This window comes from Candidatus Nitrosarchaeum limnium BG20, from assembly GCF_000241145.1.
Lineage (GTDB): Archaea > Thermoproteota > Nitrososphaeria > Nitrososphaerales > Nitrosopumilaceae > Nitrosarchaeum > Nitrosarchaeum limnae.
In genome coordinates this window covers 1-506 of record NZ_AHJG01000111.1, presented here as the reverse complement: position 1 = coordinate 506, position 506 = coordinate 1, and the positions used below count along the sequence as shown (strand labels likewise).

General features: G+C 32.6%; 2 pseudogenes. One reads left to right on the top strand and one right to left on the bottom strand.

Annotation, left to right across the window (positions count from 1 at the left end):
• Nucleotides 1–184: pseudogene (locus BG20_RS11855) on the top strand (cell division control protein Cdc6); the annotation flags it as partial.
• Here the strand turns inward: BG20_RS11855 and BG20_RS03580 are convergent.
• Nucleotides 167–506: pseudogene (locus BG20_RS03580) on the bottom strand (DNA-directed DNA polymerase II small subunit); the annotation flags it as partial. The pseudogenes BG20_RS11855 and BG20_RS03580 overlap by 18 nt on opposite strands.

Below are 506 nucleotides of genomic sequence, written 5' to 3'. Positions count from 1 at the left end.
TGAAGAGTTAACTCAAAGACGTATTACCCAAATGCTTAGTGAAATTGAATTATCTGGTATAATCACTGGAAGATTAGTACATCAAGGAATTCATGGTAGAACAAAAAAATACAAACTTACAATCTCAACTGAAATGATAAAAAAAACTTTCAAAGACGATTTAACTTTACAAGATATTGTTTAATTTATTAGAATTATAATTTTCATGATAAACTTTGAATGTCTTCAAATTTACCATAAGGGCAATTCCTGGATTAGGAGTCATGCCAACACTAGCCTGAAATGGAGTTTGTTTTTGCCAAGAACCAGAATTTATCAAAAGTATGCCTTTGTACATATCTAATTCAGCTCTATGAACATGACCAACATGAAAGATATCTGGAATTTCATCAATAACCATCAAATCTTCAATCTCGGGGGCTATTGGAGTCTGACTCCCATAAATCGGACTAAGATGCCTAGCTCTTAGTAGATGTTTCATGACATTTGTTGGCTTGTCATAACTC